Raw genomic sequence first — 18,233 nt, 5'->3', positions numbered from 1 at the left:
ACCGGCACGTCATTACTGACGAGGGATTTTAAATCCCTTGTGTCTACCAATTCCACCACCCGGGCATCGGGCTGCTTACGCATGTGGAGTGTTGAGAAATGGAGGCGGAACCCGGAGTCGAACCGAGGTAGACGGATTTGCAATCCGCTGCATGGCCACTCTGCCATTCCGCCGACGTATAAAAGTTGGAGCGAGTAACGAGGTTCGAACTCGTGACCTCGACCTTGGCAAGGTCGCGCTCTACCAGCTGAGCTATACTCGCATTCCAAAGTAAGTTATTCACTCACTTCTTTTATCGTTTTGAGGCATACTGCCCTCTCAACACGGACGCATTCTACAGATCTTTAATAATGCGTCAATATAAAAAATGAATGTTTTTAATCGTTTGCTCAATTTTTATCTAAACTGCTGCCTATATAGCCGTAAAATATCAAGATTTAATCAATTCAGACTTTGCTGCATTCAAATATGCCAGCATTGACGTCACAGTTAATAGTGTTGCAATAGCTAAAAGCGCATAACTTAACATGGTCATCCAAGGTGCATATTGCCAAATCAAACCAATGATGGCTAACATTTGTGCAGCAGTTTTAAACTTACCCATATTACTCACTGCCACATTGCCTCGCTTGCCTTGCTCGGCCATCCATTCTCTCAGTGCAGATATCACAATTTCGCGGCTTATAATGATCAGCGCAGCCAAAGTAATAAAAATATTTTGATAGTGGGTTGCTAAAACAACTAAAGCCACACTGACCATAACTTTATCTGCAACAGGATCTAAGAATGCCCCAAAAGGCGTTGATTGATCGAGTTTTCGTGCCAAGTAGCCATCAAGAATATCGGTTACCGATGCTAGCCAGAAAATAAAGGCGGCAGCAAAAAAAGCCCATGAGTAAGGCAAATAAAACACCACTGCAAAAACAGGGATAAGTAACAATCTAAATGTTGTTAAGGTATTAGGAATATTCCACATAACTACTTTGTGTATCTTTTTTTATAGTGTTGCATGATCAATTAGGCTTTGTCATGCAAATGATTAAATATCTTTTCAGCCATATCTTGGCTGATCCCAGGCACTTGATTTAACTGCGCTATAGTAGCCGATTTTACACCTTGCATACCACCTAAGTATTTTAACAAGGCTTGTCGGCGTTTCTGCCCTACTCCTTCTATTTCTTCTAACAGAGATTGAGTTCGCTGTTTTTGTCGTTTGTTTCTATGTCCTGCTATGGCAAAACGGTGTGACTCGTCACGTATGTGCTGAATTAAATGTAAAGCAGGCGAGTCAGAGTCAAGATTCACGGTTCGTCTGCCGCCATCTATTAGTAACGTCTCAAGACCGGGCTTTCGGCTTGTGCCTTTCGCAACACCAACTAATAATGGCATTTTGCTGTGCGGCCAATCTTCAAAAAATGCTTCTGCTTTATTAAGCTGACCCTTACCACCGTCTATAAAGATAACGTCTGGAATTTTTTCTTCATCTTTTAACTTGCCATAGCGTTTATTTAAAGCAAATGCCATTGCCGCATAATCATCACCAGGTGTGATCCCCGTAACGTTGTAGCGACGATACTCTTTGTTATTTGGTCCACTGCCATCAAATACCACACATGAAGCAATGGTATTTTCACCCATGGTATGACTGATATCGAAACATTCCATGCGGTTGATATCGCTCAGCTGTAGTGCTTCTTTTAATAGCGCATAGCGTTTAGTAATCGAATCTTGTGCGTTTTGTTTTACAACAATGCTGTTTAATGCATTTTTATTTGCAAGTGCGAGATATTGCGCACGTTCAGAGCGAACAGAAGCCTTTAACTCTACTTTTTTATCGGCCAGTTGCGATAGCGCATTGATGAGTTCGATTTGCTCTTGTAATTCAAAAGGCAACACAATTTCTTTAGGGATCTGCCGTTGCGTGCCCGCACCTACATAATATTGCCCAATAAATGACGTGACGATTTCGTCTTGCTGCGAGTCTTTAGGCACCTTAGGGAAGTAGGTTTTACTGCCCAATACTTTATGGTCTCGCACCATTAATAGGTGAATAGCACAAATGCCATTTTGCTGTTGGAAACCAATTATGTCTATTTCGCCTAGGTTACCAGCTACAAACTGCTGCTCTTGCATTTGTCTTAAAATTGCAATTTGATCTCGGACTTTTGCCGCGAGCTCAAAATTCAAGGCCATACTGGCCTGCTCCATCTTCTCAACTAAGGTCGCGATAACTTGATGTGATTTGCCTGATAAAAACTGTTTTACCAGTTCAACCTGCTCTTTGTATTCACCTTCAGAGACTTTACCCACACAAGGCGCTGAACAACGCTTTAATTGGTATTGCAGACAAGGACGACTTCGGGCTCGATAATAGGCATCTTCACATTGACGCACGGGGAAAATCTTTTGCATTAAACGCAAACTTTCAGACACGGCTGCGCTGCTCGGGTAAGGGCCAAAGTAATCCCCTTTTTGTTTTCTGCTTCCTCGGTGAAAAGCTAATCTGGGGTGCTTGTGCCCGCTTAAAAAAATATAAGGATAAGACTTGTCGTCTCTTAACAAGATGTTGTATCTAGGTTGATACTGTTTAATGAGATTATTTTCGAGAAGCAGTGCTTCGGTTTCAGTATTGGTGAGCGTTACCTCTATATTGGCAATGTTACTTACCAATACTCGGGTTTTAGCGTCGGGAATGTTGCTACGAAAGTAACTCGAAACACGTTTTTTTAAATTTTTCGCCTTACCAACATAAATAACCTGGTGTTGCGCATCGTACATACGGTAAACACCAGGCTCTGTAGATAATGTTTTTAAAAAGGCTTTTGAATCAAATACTGCCATTAAAAATGATTAGTTCGATGTGTCTATATCGATCATTTTATGGCGAATAGCCAAATGTGTCAGCTCTACATCACCGCCAACATTTAATTTTTCGAACATACGGTAACGATAGCTGTTCACTGTTTTTGAACTCAGGTTAAGTCTGTCTGCAATATCTTGCGCTTTTTCACCTTTAGTGATCATCAGCATGATTTGCAGTTCACGCTCAGACAAAGACTGAAATGGGTTCTCATCATTACGACCGCTAAACTGCGCAAGCGCAATTTGTTGAGCAATTTCAGGCGCGATATATCGCTGCCCTGAGTTTACAGCACGGATGGCATTGATCATTTCGTCAGAGCCCGTCCCTTTGGTCAAATAGCCCTGTGCCCCCACTTGCATCACTTTGCTTGGGAACGGATCTTCACAATGAACCGTTAATACAATTACCTTAATATCAGGGTTGTATCGACAAATCTTTTTTGTCGCCTCAAGACCGCCAATCCCCGGCATATTCATGTCCATTAATACAATATCAGGGTTATTGTCACGGCAGAATTTAACTGCCTCTTCACCCGTTTTAGCTTCACCGATGACTTTAAAGCCACGAACATCATCGAGAATTCGCTTGATGCCGGTTCTAACTAACTCATGATCATCAACTAATAACACATTAATCAATGGCACACCCTCACAGAAAATTTGGTAATCGCAATCACTAAAAATAGCAATTTGAGGTTAACACATAATTATGTAAAAAATAACGATTAAACTTTTGTATTAGTTAAAAAATCATACTAAAGAACCAAAAAAGGCCAGAATGTGACTCCTGACCTTTTGGTGTTCAAAAACAAATAATTGTTAGATTATTTACTCTGCTCTGAGAACTTATTTACCCATAAGGCAATCACACCATCGCCGGTGACATTACAAGCAGTGCCAAAACTATCTTGAGCAAGGTAGAGTGCAATCATAAGTGCAACTGCTCCCTCTGAGAATCCAAGCATTGAAGTCAGTAAACCCAGAGCCGACATTACCGCGCCACCCGGCGCGCCAGGCGCTGCGATCATCACCACGCCTAACATAAAGATAAACGGCAAAATACTGGTAATACTTGGCATCGACATCTCTGGTGACAGTAACATCACTGCCATCGCACAAGTTACGATCGTAATCGTTGAACCTGAAAGGTGGATAGTCGCACAAAGTGGCACTGAGAAATTTGCCACTTCATCTTTTACACCATTGGCTTTACTCGCACGAAGAGAAACTGGAATAGTTGCCGCACTAGACATCGTACCAATTGCTGTAAAGTAAGCTGGTAACATGTTTTTGACTAATTCAATTGGGCTGCGCTTTAGTAGAATACCCGAACCAATAAATAGCACTGATAACCATAACCAGTGCATAACAACCGCGGCAACTAAAACGATACCAAACGTGCTTAAAGTATCAGCCACTGTGCCTGCAACCGCCATTTCAGCAAATACACCCGCAATGTAAAAAGGAAGAGCAGGAATAATCACTTTAGCAAGTAAGGCATCAATGACATCACGACCTTGATCAACCACATTCTGTAAGTCTTTCAGTGCCAGCTGACTAATACCAATGCCAAATATGAATGCAGCTGCCAGTGCAGTCATTACGCCCATCAAAGGTGGGATTTCAATATTAATAAAGCTTTTCAATTCAGTTGCCTGAACGGCTTGGTAAGTCGTTGTACCCTCGAAAAATGGCACGAATGCGTTTACTAATAAAAAGGCTAAGGTACCCGCTAAAATAGTTGAGCCATAGGCAAAGCCGACCGTCTTACCTAATAGGTGCCCTGCACCTTTAGGTAATCCTGCAATACCTGAGGCAATGAAAAACAAGATAATTAAAGGAATGGTAAAACTAATTAATTGACCGACAATCACTTTAAATGTGTAAAGTAGCTCTACTAGCGGTAAAGGTAGATATGAGCCCACCACAATACCTGCGGCGATACCGGCAAGTAACTTCAAAATTAACGACATAAATTATCCCTGATAAAAACGATGCGCCGTTTTAACATGTTTTACAGAGAATTTGTTATAAATTCGTTATTCTTCATCACTATTACCAAATTAGGTACACCCTATACGCACTTAACTTAAAAATAAGTGCCTCTAACGATTATGCATTGTTAACAAACCTCGAGTGCTATTTAATTTATGCTAATTTCTGGTGCTACAAATTACCGCAATAATGTTAAAAACTTCTCTGTCGATTATCAGTGCAGCATTACTCGCTGCTTCTAGTCAATCAATTGCTTCTGAGTCACTACCTTTTATTAACGCTAAGGCTGAAATAGATGGCAAACTTGACGAAGCCGTTTGGCAACAAGCTAAAAAAATAACCATTAACAATGTTACATGGCCGCAAGAAAACATTGCGAGTCCAATTGAAACAACGGCTTACGTATTTGAAAATGGTACTTCATTATTCATTGCTTTCGATGCAAAAGACCCAAACCCTGAACTTATCCGCGCCTTCTATCGAGACCGTGACAGTGCATGGAATGATGACCTTGTTGGTATCAAAATTGATTCATTTAACAATAGCTTAAGTGCTTATCAATTATTTATTAACCCACTCGGCGTACAACAAGACTCTATCGAAAATGAACTAACGAAAAGCGAAAATAGCTCTTGGAATGGTATTTGGGATAGCGCTGGGAGCATCCATGAGGGTGGTTATTACGTGGAGGTTGAAATTCCTTTAAGGGTTTTGAACTTTGATGACAGTATAGACACAAAAACCATGGCGATGGAGTTTTTAAGGTTCTATCCACGAGACCAACGTCTTCGTATTTCGAGTATGCAAATTGAACATGCCAATAATTGTTGGATTTGCCAAATGCCTGAATACACAGGTTTTGAGCAAGCCAAACAAGGAAACAATTTTGCACTTATTCCATCACTGGTTGCCGGTAAACAACAAACACGAGATATTGATGGCAATGATGCTGGCGAATGGATTGATGACGATAATATCGAGCCAAGCTTAGATGTAAAGTGGGCTATCACCCCAGATATGACACTTAACGCGACTCTGAATCCTGATTTTTCTCAAGTGGAAGCCGATACAGGCCAGTTGAGTGTTAACAATAGCTTTAGTTTATTCTTCCCTGAGAAGCGTGCTTTCTTCTTAGATAACGCAGACTACTTCTCATCACATTTAAACCTGATCCACACTAGAAACATTGCTGCACCTGATTATGGCATGAAGTTTACCAGTAATAAGCAAGGTCATACTGTTGGTGCCTTCATCGCTAACGATGAAAAGCTAAATGTGATGATCCCGGGTAACTTAGGCTCTCGCGTTGTTTCATTTGACCAAAAAAGCGAGAACCTAGCATTAAGGTACCGCTATGACTTTAATAATGCGTTATCTGTCGGTACCACAACAACGGCAAGGCAAAGTGATGATTATAGTAACCAAGTGATTAGCTTAGACAGCAAGTATAAGCTCACCAATAACGATATTTTTAAAGCACAAGTGTTGCTTTCTGATACCGACTATACCCAAGCTTTTGTTGATGAACTGTGTAATGGTGAACAAGGCGACTGCCAAAAACCATCTCAGCCAGAGTGTGAAATCGATTCTGACTGTGATTTAAATGAAAGTACATTACGTGTACTTAATAAAGAAGATACTAAAGGTCTAGGTTACTTATTAAATTATGAGCATAACGAAAAGCATTGGCGTGCTTTTACAAGCTACCAATACCGAGATAAAGGCCTGCGTTCTGATTTAGGCTTTATGTCGCAAATCGACTTCAATAAGTTTTTGGCCGGTTACGAGTATCGTTGGTATGGCGATGAGAACACTTGGTGGAACCGTGCTAATTGGTACACGGATTGGGACATCACGCATAACGATAATGACGAGTTGTTAGAGAAAGAAGTACAAACTAACTTCTCTATCAATGGCCCGCTGCAAAGTCATATTAATACAGGGGTAGAACACAGAAAACGCACTGGTCTTCGCCATAACGAAGCCAGTCTTGCCATTGACGGAAACACAGACTTGTTTACCGAAAACAACCTGTGGACCTACATGGAAATGAAGCCGATATCTGGTGTGTTTACCAGCCTTAATATTAGCAATGGCAATAAAGTTGACCTTGCTAACAACCGTCTAGGTGAACAGTTCAGGGTACGTCCTGTCATTAATCTGAATTTAGGCAAGCATTTTGAACTGCGATTCAGACATACTTATCAAACATTAGAAGCAGATGGCGCTGATGTATTCACTGCCAATTTGACAGATGTACGAATGACCTATCAGTTTAATTTAAATAGCTATTTAAGACTGGCTGTGATTAAAACAGACATTGAACGCAACCCGAGTAATTACATCGACTCAGTTGATGCCACTTATAAAGGCTTGAGCACACAGCTACTTTATTCTTATAAGTTAAACCCTCAAACTGTGTTCTTTGCAGGCTTCTCTGATAGTGGCTATCAAGATGATGAATTAGAAGAAATTACTAAGGATTCAAAGACTTTCTTTATGAAGTTTAGCTATGCTTGGTTAATGTAATGTAAAGCATATAAAACAAACTTTTTATACTTTTCGGCTATAAGCATATTTGATATATCTTATAGCCAATCTTTCCTTCTGTTTTTGTTCGACCTCAGTAAAGTGAACACTAATTAAATCTAGATCATGAAAGAGAACACAATGTCTAAAATCTTTGCAGATAATAGCCTAACTATTGGCAATACTCCGATCGTTAAATTAAACCGTGTAACAGGTGGTAACGTTTTCGCTAAAGTTGAAGCACGTAACCCAAGCTTCAGTGTTAAGTGTCGTATTGGCGCTTCAATGATCTGGGAAGCTGAAAAATCAGGTACTTTAACTGAAGGCAAAGAGATCATCGAGCCAACATCTGGTAACACAGGTATCGCACTTGCGTTTGTTGCTGCATCTCGTGGTTATAAACTAACGCTAACTATGCCAAACACAATGAGCCTTGAGCGTCGTAAGTTACTTAAAGCATTAGGTGCTAACCTAGTTCTTACTGAAGGCGCTAAAGGTATGAAAGGCGCGATTGAAAAAGCGAGTGAGATCCTAGCGAGCGATCCTGAAAAGTACGTATTACTTCAGCAATTCGAGAACCCAGCTAACCCGAAAATTCACTTCGAAACAACGGGTCCTGAAATTTTTGAAGCGATGGAAGGTAAAGTTGACTTCTTCGTAGCGGGTGTTGGTACTGGTGGAACAATTTCTGGTACTACACGTTACCTTAAGCAAGAGAAAGGTCTTGATGTAAAAGCTATCGCGGTTGAGCCTGTTGATTCTCCAGTTATCACGCAAACACTTGCAGGTGAAGAAGTGAAGCCAGGTCCTCACAAAATCCAAGGTATTGGTGCGGGCTTCATTCCAGGAAACCTTGACCTAGAACTTATTGACGGTACTGAGCTAGTGTCAAATGAAGATGCAATTGAAATGGCACACCAGCTAATGCGTGATGAAGGTATCCTAGTGGGTATTTCTTCAGGTGCTGCTGTTGTTGCAGCTAAACGCCTTGCTGAGAAGCCTGAGAACGCTGATAAAAACATTGTTGTTATTTTACCAAGTGCAACAGAGCGTTACCTATCAAGCCCTCTATTTGCAGACAAGTTCAGCGATCAAGAATTAGTTCAGTAATTCAATTACTGACTTTTTGACACATAGGAAAGCCGACAATTGTCGGCTTTCTTTGTTTTTATACCACCCCTTTTAATTAAGCGTTCTATTTTGAGGCAAGAAAAACTAGCCGATAGCTAGGCGAAAATTTTGCTATTTAGTTGTTCTATATGAGAAATTTTTAACGAAGCTAGTGTTAGTTTTAGTCCCTCAAAATGATTGAGTATTATTGAGGGGTGGTATTAACTTTGCGTTTTCATCTGGGCTTCCTAAACTTAGAATTAAGTTTTTATCAAACTAAAGTCTTCATGCGACTATTTATTTTTATACTTCTCTTTTTTAGCGCCAATGCTTTTGCCAGCATGAATGTTGGCTACTTCAAAGATAACATCTATCAAGTTGTTCAAGGCAAAACATACAAAAATGGCTTGTTGTTTAATGCTAATGACTCAGAACCTGTTCACATCGTAACACTTGATTGGCCACCCTATATTGGTAACCAACTATGTAATAAAGGCTGGGTTTTTCAATTTACCGTCGCTTTACTTGTTGAGAGAGGTTACAGTGTTTATATCGAGTTTTTACCTTGGGCTAGGGCTGTAAGAGCCGCTGAACTCGGCAAAGCTGATATTCTCATGCCTGAGTACTACATTGAAGACTCAGCCCCCTCAGACACGGTTGAGGGCAAAACTAGGCGAGAACTCCTCGCGCTTTCAAACCCCTTCCCCGGCGGGGAGATTGGCTTTTTAAAACGCAAAGGCGATCTTGACAGGTTTAACGGCAACTTACTGTCACTTAAAGGACAAAAAATTGGGGTTGTCAGAGGGTATCAAAATACCCCAGAATTTGACGCCATGATGGACAACAATGAGTTTACCATAATTGAAGCCGTCGACGACTTACAACTGGTCAAGCTATTGGTTGGCAAACGTGTTGACCTCATAATTGGTGACCCCAAAGTGCTAAAATTTACCGTCAGTTACTCTGAACTACCACGACCAGAAAAAGCGACCCTGTTAAGGAATATAGAACGTGAAACCCATTCGCTTCAGTACAATAACCTCTATTTTGCATTGAGCAAGCAATCTCCTCGTTGGCGAAAGCTGCTTCGCGATCTCAACAAAAGCCTATACCAATTCAATAACAGTGGTGAAACAGACAGAATAGTCGATATGGGGATCACTGAGTGTTACTAAATTCCATATTTGCTGACATTTAGTTCGATTAAAACTGTCTATGAGCACTTTTTTATAAAATTTTATTTAACTTTAACTATTCATTATTTAAACTAACCAAAATTTCAGTTTAATAGGAATAGTATGAAAAACTTTCTCGTTATTTTTTCACTGATCTCACTTTTATTCGCAACTAGCTTCGATGCTGAAGCCCGTAAGAAGTTCGGTAAAAAGAAATCAGGAAAAACGCACAGCACTTCAACTACTCAGCAAAAACAACAAGTTGATACAAAAAGCCTTCCTGCAAAAACAGCTGGTAAATCAAGTAAAAAAAGCATTATGGCCGGAGTACTTGGTGGTTTATTAGCAGGTGGTTTAATTGCAGCCATGATGGGTGATGATTTTGAAGGCTTTCAGTTCTTAGAAATGATCCTGCTAGCGATTGCAGCATTTGTTATTTTCAAGCTAATCAAAGGTATGATGGCAAAGCGCCAGCAACCACAAATGGCAGGTGGTCCTCAGTTTGGTCAACAGCAACAATTCCAACAGCAGCCGCAGCAGTTCCAAGCACAGCAGCCTATGCAATCTTCAGGCGGTTTCGGACAACAAAATGATGTGCCGTTCAACTTGCCAAAAGATTTTGACGTTAATGGCTTTTTACAAGGTGCCCGTGAGCACTACCACACTGTTCAAAAGGCATGGAACGACAAAGACTACGGCAAAATGGCCGAGTACCTAAGCCCAGCATTAGTTGAAGAGTTTAAAGCTGAGCGTGAACAACATGACAGTGTTGCAACCGAAGTCATGTTTGTTGATGCACAACTAGTTCGTGCAGACACGCACCCACATGTTTGGGAAGTGAGCATTATGTTTAAAGGTAAATACCGTGACCTTGGTGACAATCAAGAAGAGCCAATTCATGAGATTTGGCACTTAGAGCGCCAAACTCAAGGTGATGCACCTTGGTTAATCGTTGGTGTTGAAGACCTAATTGATTAATTAGCAATAAATACTGGAAACGCCTCTTAATGAGGCGTTTTTTTATGCCTGTTTAATTCCACCTATAACAAGCAAATCTTGCTACGCTTTAATTTACGTTTTAGCTTTTAGCTTTTAGCTTTTCAAAATAAAAAACCCCAGCTTGCGCTAGGGTTTTATCAAAAAATCAGGTGAGACTAGATAAGCTATTCTTTGCTTGTTCCCACTTCTACACGTGTCTTTAACTTCTGCCCAGGGCGGAAAGTTACAACACGACGCGCAGAGATCGGAATATCTTCTCCAGTTTTAGGATTACGTCCTGGTCTCTCTTTCTTGTCTCTTAGATCAAAGTTGCCAAAACCAGAAAGCTTTACCTGCTCTCCTTTTTCCAGCGCTGAGCGGATTTCTTCAAAAAACGCTTCAACTATATCTTTGGCATCCTTTTTGTTCATCCCCAATTTTTCAAATAGGTGTTCAGCTATGTCTGCTTTAGTAAGCGCCATATCTAGTCCCTCAACGATGCATTAAATTTGTTGGCAAGTTCTGCCACCACGTTTTCTACAAGCCTATTGATATCATTCTCTTCGAGCGTTTTATCAGCTGCTTGCAATGTAAGAGCAATCGCTAGGCTCTTAAAGCCCGGCTCAATACCTTTGCCCTTGTACACATCGAATAAGTTTAGGTCAACTAATTGATTTCCGCCAACTTTCTCAATGCTATTTAAAATATCGCCTATTTTTACGTCATCCGCAACTAAAATAGCAATATCTCTGCGATTTGATGGGAATTTTGACACGCTAACCGCTTCTGGCAGCTTACGAGCAACTAATGCATCTGCTTCAATTTCAAAAACAAACGCCGTATTGTTTAAACCAAGAGACTTTTGAAGTTGAGGGTGAACAGCACCAATAAAACCAACTTTCTTGTCATCAAGGTAAATCGCCGCTGATTGACCTGGGTGAAGGCCATCATTTGCTTCGGCTTTGAATGAGAAACGGCTTACGTCATTCGTTAAAGCGATAAGCGCTTCTACATCACCTTTAGCGTCAAAGAAATCAACCGGTTTAGACTCGATTGACCAGTGCTCGTTATGGGTATTACCGTAAATGATACCGCCAAGAACCGCGATTTGGCTCACACCATTTTCTGCAGTTTCATCTTTTAAGAACTTTAAGCCATGTTCAAAGAAGCGTAAACGTGATTGCTGACGGTTTTGGTTATATACAACCGTATTGATTAAACCTGTCAATAAGCTTACACGCATTGCCGACATTTCAATCGAAATTGGATGTGGTAATACTAATGCATCGCTTTGTGGGTGAAGCTGCTGCTGTACTTTAGGGTCTACGAAGCTGTAAGTAATTGCTTCTTGGTAGCCACGTGCAACGAGCTCGTTTCTGAATTTAGCAATAGGAAGCTTAGCTTCTTGGTGCGTTGTCATCTTAAGCGCCGCTGTCGGTGCTACATTTGGAATGTTGTTATAACCAAATACACGCGCCACTTCTTCGATTAGGTCTTCTTCGATACTGATATCGAAACGATAGCTTGGCACTTGTGCGCTCCAAGTGTCGTTTGCAAATTCAACCGTTAAACCTAAACGAGTTAGGATATCTGTTACCTTAGCATCTTCAATGTGATAACCGATAACACGGTCTAAACGCTCACGACGCAGTGTTACTGACTTCTCAACTGGAAGATCTGCTTCAGATACAGCCTCAACAACTGGACCTGCTTCACCACCTACAATCTCAAGAAGTAATGCTGTTGCACGCTCCATGGCATCGCGCTGCAATTTAGGATCAACACCACGCTCGTAACGGTGTGATGCATCTGTGTGTAAGCCGTAGCTACGTGCTTGACCAGCAATCGCCAGTGGTGCGAAGAATGCACTTTCAAGTAAGATGTCTTGCGTGCCTTCTTTAACGCCTGAGCCTTCACCACCAAAAATACCCGCCATTGCTAACGCTTTGTTTTCATCAGCAATAAGTAACGTTGAAGGGTTAAGTTTTGCCGTATTACCATCAAGTAGAACTAGCTCTTCATTTTCGTTTGCGTTACGAACCTTAATACCACCTTCAATTGCTGCTAAATCAAACGCATGCATTGGGTGACCAAGCTCAAGCAACACATAGTTTGTTACGTCAACAACCGGGTCTATTGAACGTACGCCAGAACGACGAAGTTTTTCAACCATCCAAAGCGGTGTTGTCGCTTCAAGGTTAATACCTTTAATGATACGACCTAAGTAACGAGGACAAGCTTGGCTGTTCACTAGCTCGATATTAATCGTGTCTTCAATTGTTGGCTCAACAGCGGCAATAGCAACTTCAATCACGTCTTGGCTGTTCAATACACCCACTTCACGTGCAAGACCTTTAATGCCTAAACAGTCACTGCGGTTCGCTGTTAGGTCAACGTCGATTGTCACGTCATCAAGGTTAAAGTATTCACGAATACATTGGCCAATTGGTGCATCTGCTGGAAGTTCTAAAATACCGTCAGAGCTTTCAGCCATGCCTAGCTCTTCAAACGCACATAACATGCCGTGAGAAGGTTGACCACGAAGCTTTGCTTTTTTAATTTTGAAATCGCCAGGTAATACTGCGCCAACTTTAGCAACTGCAACTTTTAGACCTTGGCGACAGTTTGCTGCACCACACACAATGTCTAGCAGCTCGTCTTCGCCTACATTGATTTTTGTTACGCGTAATTTGTCAGCATCTGGGTGTTGACCACACTCAACCACTTCACCAATTACAACGCCACTGAAGTCACCAGCAACAGCGTCTACGCCATCAACTTCAAGGCCAGCCATTGAAAGTTGTTCAGAAAGAGCCTCGGTATCGATAGCTGGATTTACCCACTCACGTAACCACTTTTCACTAAATTTCATATTTCTTTCGCTCTTATCTGAATTGGTTTAGGAATTTCATGTCATTTTCGAAGAACGCACGTAAGTCGTTCACACCGTAGCGAAGCATAGTTAAACGCTCAACGCCCATGCCGAATGCAAAGCCAGTGTATTTTTCTGGGTCAATGCCAACAGATTTGAGTACGTTTGGATGCACCATACCGCAACCTAATACTTCTAACCATTTACCGTTTTTACCTTTTACGTCTACTTCAGCTGAAGGCTCTGTAAACGGGAAGTAAGATGGGCGGAAACGGATTTCCATATCTTCTTCAAAGAAGTTGCGTAGGAAGTCGTGCAAAATACCTTTCAGTTCAGTAAAGCTCACATCAGTATCAACCATTAGGCCTTCAACTTGGTGGAACATTGGCGTGTGTGTTTGGTCGTAGTCGTTACGGTAAACACGGCCTGGAGAGATAATACGTAGTGGCGGTTGTTCAGTTTCCATAGTACGGATCTGTACACCACTTGTTTGCGTACGTAAAACCAACTTAGGGTTAAAGTAGAAAGTATCGTGATCAGCTCGTGCAGGGTGATGCTCAGGAATATTCAGTGCATCAAAGTTGTGGAAGTCGTCTTCAACTTCAGGACCAGATTTAACAGCAAAACCTAACTCACCAAAGAAAGTTTCAATTCTTTCAATTGTACGAGTTACTGGGTGAATGCCACCTGTCGGCATTACACGACCTGGTAAAGTCACATCAATTGTTTCTGCGGCTAGTTTCTTTTCAAGCTCAGCAGCAACCAATGCTTCTCTTTTTTCGTTAATTGCGTCTTGTACTTGCGTTTTCGCTTTGTTGATCACAGCACCGGCATCTTTACGCTCTTCTGGTGCTAATTTACCTAAAGTCTTTAAAAGACCTGTGATCTCACCTTTTTTACCAAGGTATTTTACGCGTACATCTTCTAGATGCGCAATTTCGCTCGCGCTCGAAACGGCTTCAAGCGCTTCGGCTAAGATATTCTCTAAGTTCATTTTCTACCTGATCTTTATTGAGGTAATTTGCTGTTTATTAATCGACAATGATAACTGAAAGCAAGGGCTGGATTCTAGCCCTTCTACAGTTTTAAAGTGGCTTTTATGAAAGGAATTGTGAGTTTTCTTTGTGCAGCCATGGATGCATGATCAAGTCTGTCTAAAATATCGAGTAAAGCGCGCATATCACGGCTTAACCTGGTTAATAAAAAGCGCGCACATTCATCACTTAATTCAAGGCCCCGCATGTTAGCGCGTTTAACTAAGGCTTCAGCCTTATCATCATCACTCATAGAGCGAATTTGAAAAGTTGTACCCCACTTTAGACGAGACTCTAAATCAGGCAAATTGATATGTAGCATATCAGGCAGTAAATCTGCCGTGACCACTAAACACTTACCTTTTTCATTAAAACGATTGAAAAAGTTAAATAGCGCTTTTTCCCATGTATCTACACCAGCAACTAAATGCACGTCATCTATGCATAGAACATCTAAAGACTCTAAACCATCGAGTACTTCAGGGCCAAAACTGATCACTTCGCGAAGGCTTAACAGCATGGTAGATAAGCCTAACTCTTGTGCCGCAATACAAGTGGCATAAAGTAAGTGAGACTTTCCTGAATCAGCTAAGCCACATAAATAGGTAAACTGAAAGTCTTCATTGCGATTTTCTAATGTCGCCTTTAAGTGATTCACCTCAAGAGATTCTTCCCCACCAAAATAGGCACTGAATGTTTCATCATCAGGTAAAGTCACTGGCAAAGCCATTTGCATTGGCTCTAACTGCATTATTCGCCTACCCATGAGTACTTGAGGTTATGACTATCTTCAAGTTGATAAAAAGCTCTTGGGTCTACAAACGGTGTAAAGCTTCGCTCTAGTTTTATCGCTTTGACTAAATCAGTGACATCAGAAGTATGTTCAACTAAAAACTTCACCGCATCGTTTGTACGCTCGATGACGTCCACTTCAACAACGGTACTGATACTAATAAGCTGTCTTCTCGCCTGCTCTATGGTCACAAAGTCCGACAGTTTATCAACTGTCAGTACTGAGCTTGCTGATGCATACGTTTTATTTGGATCAATAGCAAACTGCTTGACCAAAGCATCAGAAAAGTTATTAACCATTTGGATCAACACCTGCTGCTTGTCGCCTACCAATTGATTTGATTCAAATAATTCAGCATCGGTATAGCGCCATTCAAGTTGCCAGAAATCGCTGGCTTCTGGTTTGAACATTCTTGCGGTGATCACGCGCTCGGCTTGATAACGCATCGACGCAATTTCAACCGGTTCTGAAAAATTGCCCCACACTTCAGCTATGCCCACTTTACTTCTATCTTCTAAATCCATTAGTGGCACAACCACTGGTACGCCCCAATCTTGGGCCGTATCATAAATGAGACGTTCTAACTGAGGGTAGCTTTCTTGAGTCACGAAGTCTCTGCGAAAACCATCTTCAATCGCAAGCCAAATGGCAATCTTTGGTCGCCTATTACCCCATAATGGTAGATTTGCATCTTGAACCAACTCTTCAACTTTTTGCGCTTCGAACTTTACTTTGATCTGTAATTCACCATCACGCGTTTCTAGATACTCATACTTCAACATATAGTCAGAAATAGAGCGCATCGCTTGGCGGATTAAAGGGTGAGAGTTTACTTCAGACTTACCTGTGAGCTTTTTGATCACATTAGTAAGCGCCGCTTTACTGGCATCTACGCGACTAGCACGCGTTTTATCATCGATATAGAGCGTACTCTCATAAAGGTCTAAAACCTCAATTGCCTTGACTAGGCTTGGAGAGAATAAACAAAAAAGAAGTAACAGTCTTAAGATCATATCAAGGTATTTAAAAAACGTTTGAGTTTGATCCTAAAGCAACTAAAAGATAAAGCAAGTTAAACCTATTGCTCATGACTCATAGCAAAGTGGACTTGGTTTTTACCTTTGTTTTTAGCTGCATACAAAGACTGATCAGCTTGGTGTAGTAAGTTTTCAGCGGTAAATTGCTGAGTATAATTTCCTGCCACACCAATGCTACAGCCACAATTAGCCACTAGCTCTGACTCTAATTGAATCGGCTGTTGAATACTACGTAATAATCGCTGGCAAAGCTGGTCGAGCACACCAAAGTGTAATGGTTCCATCAGCAATACCACAAATTCATCACCACCAATTCTGGCAACCAAGTCATACCCTCTCACTTCACTGGTCAGCCTTTGTGCAACGGTTCTTAACACTAAGTCACCACTTTTATGACCAAACTCATCGTTTATCGGTTTAAAATCATCTAAGTCTAGATACAACACATATACTTCAATTTTGTTTCGTTCGGATTTAGAGGCTAACCGTGACAGCTCTTTGAATAGATATTTCCGGTTCGCTAAGTTTGTGAGGTTGTCATGCAGAGATTCATATTCTAATTGTGATTGCAGCTTTTCGCTTTTCTCAACCTCATGTTGTAAGTCTTCTAAGCTTTGCTGAAGCTCTTGGGTTCTAGCTGCAACATGCTTTTCTAATTCAGCTTGGTAATCTTGCAAGGTTTGATTGGCTTCGAGCAATGCTTGTTGGTTATTAAATGCATCTAGCGCAGAAGAGATGACATGACTAATGGTGTAAAGTACATCAACAATAACGCCAGAGTATTCATCATTGCGACGGTAAGATTGAATTATGAAGGCACCGAGAAAGTGATTTCTATTTTTCAGTGGAAAGCAAAGCCACTGCTGAGGAATTGTGCCTAGCACTTGTAATGTGCCAGCATCAATTAACTGCTGTATTTCTACATCAGTAAAATTACAGATTGTCTTTTGCTCTAAAGCATAGGCTGTAAGTGTCTTTTTAATTTGTTCAAACTTAATGTCTTCTAAATCTTCTGCCCGAATATCGTCTTTGACATCATGAAAATACGGAAAAGACAGCTCACCATTATTTTTGAATAACACCACATAGAAATTATCTGCGTAAGTCACTTTTTGTAAAATACAATGGATGTCGAGTAAAAATCTCTGAATTGAGTCACTGGTATTTAAACAAGCAACAATGTCAGTCATGCTATCTATGACATTGTTATCACTGGTAATGGTTAATTTGGCCATTTATATCCCTTGCATACTCATCTGGGCTACCCTAGATAAGTATAGTCCGTTAAGCTACGCGTATTAAATTTAAGTTAGAACATTTAACTGATTTTTCAAACCAACCTGAGGCTTTATTCGTTTAATGAGGTCTGTCACAAAGTTGATTAGGAGCAATGATGGAATTTTTACATACTATGGTGCGCGTTAAAGACTTAGACGCATCATTAGCATTTTACTGTGACCTATTAGGTCTTAATGAAGTCAAACGTTATGACAGTGAAGCTGGTAGGTTTACGTTAGTTTATTTAGCGGCCCCTGGCCAGCTAGAAACGGCTAAACAAACTTTTAGCCCAACGATTGAGCTAACTTTTAATTGGGATACTGAAGAATATACAGGCGGCAGGAATTTCGGGCATTTAGCATTTGCAGTTGAGAATATTTATGCGCTTTGTCAAAAACTCATGGATGCGGGTGTCACCATAAACCGCCCACCTCGTTGCGGCCATATGGCATTCGTTAAATCACCGGATGGAATTTCTATCGAGCTATTACAAAAAGGTGACTCTCTACCACCTCAACAGCCATGGGTAGACATGGAAAATACAGGTTCCTGGTAACTGCAACACAATTG

The 18,233-nt window shown here is 41.0% G+C and carries 15 protein-coding genes and 2 tRNA genes; 5 read left to right on the top strand and 12 right to left on the bottom strand.

All coding sequences use genetic code 11. The features are described 5' to 3' along the window. Nucleotides 1–99 precede the first annotated feature (99 nt). The 6 genes from AC1HJP_RS07255 to AC1HJP_RS07230 form a co-directional block, all read right to left on the bottom strand. Nucleotides 100–173, bottom strand: a tRNA-Cys gene (locus AC1HJP_RS07255). A 13-nt stretch (nt 174–186) separates the two neighbouring features. Then, nucleotides 187–262, bottom strand: a tRNA-Gly gene (locus tag AC1HJP_RS07250). Between the two features lie 168 nt (nt 263–430). Next, nucleotides 431–976, bottom strand: a complete 546-nt coding sequence (gene pgsA / locus AC1HJP_RS07245; RefSeq protein ID WP_058030541.1) for a CDP-diacylglycerol--glycerol-3-phosphate 3-phosphatidyltransferase — start codon at nt 974–976, stop codon at nt 431–433. Nucleotides 977–1,017: 41 nt separating this feature from the next. Next, on the bottom strand, nt 1,018–2,841 hold the full coding sequence (gene uvrC, locus AC1HJP_RS07240; RefSeq protein ID WP_480361230.1) for an excinuclease ABC subunit UvrC: 1,824 nt from the start codon (nt 2,839–2,841) through the stop codon (nt 1,018–1,020). A 9-nt stretch (nt 2,842–2,850) separates the two neighbouring features. Next, nucleotides 2,851–3,501 carry a UvrY/SirA/GacA family response regulator transcription factor gene (uvrY, locus tag AC1HJP_RS07235; RefSeq protein ID WP_058030543.1) on the bottom strand — a complete coding sequence of 217 codons (651 nt, stop codon included), beginning with the start codon at nt 3,499–3,501 and terminating at the stop codon, nt 2,851–2,853. 185 nt (nt 3,502–3,686) lie between these two features. Then, nucleotides 3,687–4,835, bottom strand: coding sequence for a dicarboxylate/amino acid:cation symporter (locus tag AC1HJP_RS07230; protein ID WP_138478035.1), 1,149 nt, complete (start codon nt 4,833–4,835; stop codon nt 3,687–3,689). A 211-nt stretch (nt 4,836–5,046) separates the two neighbouring features. Here AC1HJP_RS07230 and AC1HJP_RS07225 point away from each other — a divergent pair, with 211 nt between their 5' ends. The 4 genes from AC1HJP_RS07225 (at nt 5,047) to AC1HJP_RS07210 (ending at nt 10,649) form a co-directional block, all read left to right on the top strand. Further along, the gene (locus tag AC1HJP_RS07225) at nt 5,047–7,386 is read left to right on the top strand and encodes a carbohydrate binding family 9 domain-containing protein (RefSeq protein ID WP_480361229.1); all 2,340 of its coding nucleotides are present in this window, start codon (nt 5,047–5,049) and stop codon (nt 7,384–7,386) included. A 141-nt stretch (nt 7,387–7,527) separates the two neighbouring features. Next, nucleotides 7,528–8,496, top strand: a complete 969-nt coding sequence (gene cysK, locus AC1HJP_RS07220) for a cysteine synthase A (RefSeq protein ID WP_480361228.1) — start codon at nt 7,528–7,530, stop codon at nt 8,494–8,496. Nucleotides 8,497–8,783: 287 nt separating this feature from the next. After that, entirely contained in the window at nt 8,784–9,671 is an 888-nt protein-coding gene (locus tag AC1HJP_RS07215) for a substrate-binding periplasmic protein (RefSeq protein WP_480361227.1), read from the top strand. 123 nt (nt 9,672–9,794) lie between these two features. Further along, entirely contained in the window at nt 9,795–10,649 is an 855-nt protein-coding gene (locus tag AC1HJP_RS07210) for a Tim44 domain-containing protein (protein ID WP_480361226.1), read from the top strand. Nucleotides 10,650–10,834: 185 nt separating this feature from the next. On the opposite strand, the gene ihfA is transcribed toward AC1HJP_RS07210, so the two are convergent. The 6 genes from ihfA to AC1HJP_RS07180 form a co-directional block, all read right to left on the bottom strand. After that, nucleotides 10,835–11,131, bottom strand: a complete 297-nt coding sequence (gene ihfA, locus AC1HJP_RS07205) for an integration host factor subunit alpha (protein ID WP_058030549.1) — start codon at nt 11,129–11,131, stop codon at nt 10,835–10,837. Between the two features lie 2 nt (nt 11,132–11,133). Continuing rightward, nucleotides 11,134–13,521 carry a phenylalanine--tRNA ligase subunit beta gene (gene pheT / locus AC1HJP_RS07200; protein WP_480361225.1) on the bottom strand — a complete coding sequence of 796 codons (2,388 nt, stop codon included), beginning with the start codon at nt 13,519–13,521 and terminating at the stop codon, nt 11,134–11,136. Between the two features lie 13 nt (nt 13,522–13,534). After that, on the bottom strand, nt 13,535–14,515 hold the full coding sequence (gene pheS, locus AC1HJP_RS07195; protein ID WP_058030551.1) for a phenylalanine--tRNA ligase subunit alpha: 981 nt from the start codon (nt 14,513–14,515) through the stop codon (nt 13,535–13,537). Nucleotides 14,516–14,598: 83 nt separating this feature from the next. Next, complete coding sequence (gene hda / locus AC1HJP_RS07190; RefSeq protein WP_480361238.1) at nt 14,599–15,309, bottom strand: DnaA regulatory inactivator Hda; 711 nt, start codon at nt 15,307–15,309, stop codon at nt 14,599–14,601. Next, nucleotides 15,306–16,361: a DUF2066 domain-containing protein gene (locus AC1HJP_RS07185; RefSeq protein WP_480361224.1), complete on the bottom strand. Its 1,056-nt coding sequence runs from the start codon at nt 16,359–16,361 to the stop codon at nt 15,306–15,308. Before AC1HJP_RS07185 ends, hda begins: the two co-directional genes overlap by 4 nt. A 65-nt stretch (nt 16,362–16,426) precedes the next feature. Then, nucleotides 16,427–17,620 carry a GAF domain-containing protein gene (locus tag AC1HJP_RS07180; protein WP_480361223.1) on the bottom strand — a complete coding sequence of 398 codons (1,194 nt, stop codon included), beginning with the start codon at nt 17,618–17,620 and terminating at the stop codon, nt 16,427–16,429. A gap of 158 nt (nt 17,621–17,778) precedes the next feature. On the opposite strand from AC1HJP_RS07180, the gene AC1HJP_RS07175 reads away from it, so the two are divergent. Beyond that, nucleotides 17,779–18,219: a VOC family protein gene (locus AC1HJP_RS07175; protein WP_480361237.1), complete on the top strand. Its 441-nt coding sequence runs from the start codon at nt 17,779–17,781 to the stop codon at nt 18,217–18,219. Nucleotides 18,220–18,233 lie beyond the last annotated feature (14 nt).

It is taken from the genome of Pseudoalteromonas sp. NFXS53 (assembly GCF_056629255.1).
This window is presented reverse-complemented; position numbering and strand designations above follow the sequence as displayed.

Excerpts from the sequence above, each read along its gene's own strand:
- uvrC (WP_480361230.1), bottom strand. The coding sequence starts at position 2,841 with ATGGCAGTATTTGATTCAAAAGCCTTTTTAAAAACATTATCTACAGAG.
- AC1HJP_RS07180 (WP_480361223.1), bottom strand. The coding sequence starts at position 17,620 with ATGGCCAAATTAACCATTACCAGTGATAACAATGTCATAGATAGCATG.
- AC1HJP_RS07225 (WP_480361229.1), top strand. The coding sequence starts at position 5,047 with ATGTTAAAAACTTCTCTGTCGATTATCAGTGCAGCATTACTCGCTGCT.
- AC1HJP_RS07210 (WP_480361226.1), top strand. The coding sequence starts at position 9,795 with ATGAAAAACTTTCTCGTTATTTTTTCACTGATCTCACTTTTATTCGCA.
- pheS (WP_058030551.1), bottom strand. The coding sequence starts at position 14,515 with ATGAACTTAGAGAATATCTTAGCCGAAGCGCTTGAAGCCGTTTCGAGC.
- AC1HJP_RS07175 (WP_480361237.1), top strand. The coding sequence starts at position 17,779 with ATGGAATTTTTACATACTATGGTGCGCGTTAAAGACTTAGACGCATCA.
- AC1HJP_RS07230 (WP_138478035.1), bottom strand. The coding sequence starts at position 4,835 with ATGTCGTTAATTTTGAAGTTACTTGCCGGTATCGCCGCAGGTATTGTG.
- pgsA (WP_058030541.1), bottom strand. The coding sequence starts at position 976 with ATGTGGAATATTCCTAATACCTTAACAACATTTAGATTGTTACTTATC.
- AC1HJP_RS07185 (WP_480361224.1), bottom strand. The coding sequence starts at position 16,361 with ATGATCTTAAGACTGTTACTTCTTTTTTGTTTATTCTCTCCAAGCCTA.
- pheT (WP_480361225.1), bottom strand. The coding sequence starts at position 13,521 with ATGAAATTTAGTGAAAAGTGGTTACGTGAGTGGGTAAATCCAGCTATC.
- ihfA (WP_058030549.1), bottom strand. The coding sequence starts at position 11,131 with ATGGCGCTTACTAAAGCAGACATAGCTGAACACCTATTTGAAAAATTG.
- AC1HJP_RS07215 (WP_480361227.1), top strand. The coding sequence starts at position 8,784 with ATGCGACTATTTATTTTTATACTTCTCTTTTTTAGCGCCAATGCTTTT.
- cysK (WP_480361228.1), top strand. The coding sequence starts at position 7,528 with ATGTCTAAAATCTTTGCAGATAATAGCCTAACTATTGGCAATACTCCG.